Source organism: Micromonospora craterilacus (assembly GCF_003236315.1).
GTDB lineage: Bacteria > Actinomycetota > Actinomycetes > Mycobacteriales > Micromonosporaceae > Micromonospora > Micromonospora craterilacus.
This window is the reverse complement of the sequence record NZ_POTY01000457.1, coordinates 1-1682: the sequence shown is the minus strand read 5'-3', so window position 1 is coordinate 1682 and position 1682 is coordinate 1. Positions and strand designations below refer to the sequence as shown.

The 1682-nt window shown below is 67.5% G+C and carries 3 protein-coding genes; all 3 read left to right on the top strand.

The window, feature by feature from the left end:
* Positions 1-222 precede the first annotated feature (222 nt).
* Positions 223-744: a signal peptidase I gene (lepB, locus tag C1I95_RS33765; RefSeq protein WP_111220152.1), complete on the top strand. Its 522-nt coding sequence runs from the start codon at positions 223-225 to the stop codon at positions 742-744.
* A 139-nt stretch (positions 745-883) separates the two neighbouring features.
* The gene (locus C1I95_RS33760) at positions 884-1261 is read left to right on the top strand and encodes a VOC family protein (RefSeq protein ID WP_233514063.1); all 378 of its coding nucleotides are present in this window, start codon (positions 884-886) and stop codon (positions 1259-1261) included.
* Between the two features lie 35 nt (positions 1262-1296).
* Positions 1297-1575: a protein-tyrosine phosphatase family protein gene (locus C1I95_RS33755; protein WP_199524038.1), complete on the top strand. Its 279-nt coding sequence runs from the start codon at positions 1297-1299 to the stop codon at positions 1573-1575.
* Positions 1576-1682: the final 107 nt, after the last annotated feature.

Genomic DNA, 1682 nt, shown 5'->3' with positions numbered 1-1682 from the left:
CCCCTACCGCAGCAGACGGTCACGTCCACGCCGGTGCCCACCAATCCACCGAGACCGAGTCGATCAAACCGGAGATCCCCCGGTCGACGCCGACGGGGCGACCTGGACGACACGGCGCGCAGTCAGCGGCATGACAACGCATGTGACCTTCGGGCAGCAGTGCCGGGTGGCGCCGCGCCCGGCGGACCGCACGGCACCGCGGCTTCTGGCAGGATCCGTCGGATGCGCAGACTGATGGTGCTCCTTCTCGTGATGGCTGTCGCTGGCTGCGGCGACGGTGACGCGACCGAGACGGGAGCCACCGAACAGTTCACCCAGGGCGGCGTCAGTATGGAGCCGACGGTCAAGGCCGGCCAGGTTGTCACCGCACGGACAGTCACCGGCACGTATGAGCCACGGCACGGCGATGTCGTCCTGATCCGTTCTCCCGGCGGTCTCTGGGGTGACCGTAAGGCGCCGCTGCTCAAACGCGTCGTCGCGGTCGGCGGCGAAACCATTGCCTGCTGCGATACTTCCGGCAGGGTGACCGTCGACGGTAGGCCGCTGGCCGAGTCGTATGTGGCTGAGGACGCGTCGCTCGCCGAGCCGCCGAACCCGAACCACTGCGGGCCGCGCCGGTTCGCCGCGGTTGCCGTGCCGGCCGACTCCGTCTTCGTCATGGGTGATAGCCGTGCCCGGTCGAACGACTCCCGGTGCGCCGGGCCGGTGCCGGTGTCGTCGGTCTTCGCCGTAATGGTCGACTGACCAGGGCGCACCTGCCACTCGCCACGGGCGTGCCGAGGTGGCCGACGCTAAGCGCTCGGACGGCGGCCAGAAGAGGATGTCGGGCTGACTCAGAGTCACGGACTGAAGTCGCCATAGTCGGCCGTACGTTCGGTCCGTCGTGTTCATCGGGCCTTACGGGTGGGCTGCGTTCGGGCTGGTGTGGGAAGTGACCTCGTGCAGGCACGTACAGTACGACACCGCCGATCGTATGCAGGGGCACATCATCGTGAAGGAGTGGTCGCCTGTGGACACGACGTTGACCCTTGCGGCGATAACGCTTGACTGTGCTGACCCCTTGGAGTTGGCCACGTTCTACCAACGGGCCACCGGATTCGCACTGCATCCCGAGTCTGACGACGAGTTCGCCGGGCTTACCCGGGAGGACGGGCTGAAGCTGGGGGCGGCCAAGCCCGAGCACCAGCCGGGCGGAGACCGGTTCCGGGTACTCACCGATCCCGCCGGGCACCCCTTCTGCCTGGTCCCCCCAAGACACTGACGACCACGGCCCTTCGACCAGAATCAGGCCGCCGCATGCGACTCAAGCCCACGCTGTACCGCATTCCGACGCCACCACCCGGCCGGTTGAGCACGATGCCGCGACCGCGCGGCAACGACTGGCTCGACGACGAAATGAATGCACTACGCGACACCGGCGTTGATGTCCTTGTCTGCCTGCTCACCTCCACCGAAGCCGCTGAACTCGGCCTGACCGGAGAGGCCGTCGCCGCCATCAACGCCGGGCTGGAGTTTCACGCCTTCCCGATCGACGACCTCGGCGTGCCGGACCATGCACTGAGCCTTTCCGAGTAACGGTGTAGGGACTCGGGGTAGCTGGCGCGGTCGGTGGTCCGGACGCGCCCGGATCCGTTGCGGTGCAACGAGAAGACGCAGAACCCCGGTATGAAGGTGGTCCTTCC

Coding starts and splice junctions, on each gene's coding strand:
- lepB (WP_111220152.1), top strand. CDS start 223: ATGCGCAGACTGATGGTGCTCCTTCTCGTGATGGCTGTCGCTGGCTGC.
- C1I95_RS33755 (WP_199524038.1), top strand. CDS start 1,297: ATGCGACTCAAGCCCACGCTGTACCGCATTCCGACGCCACCACCCGGC.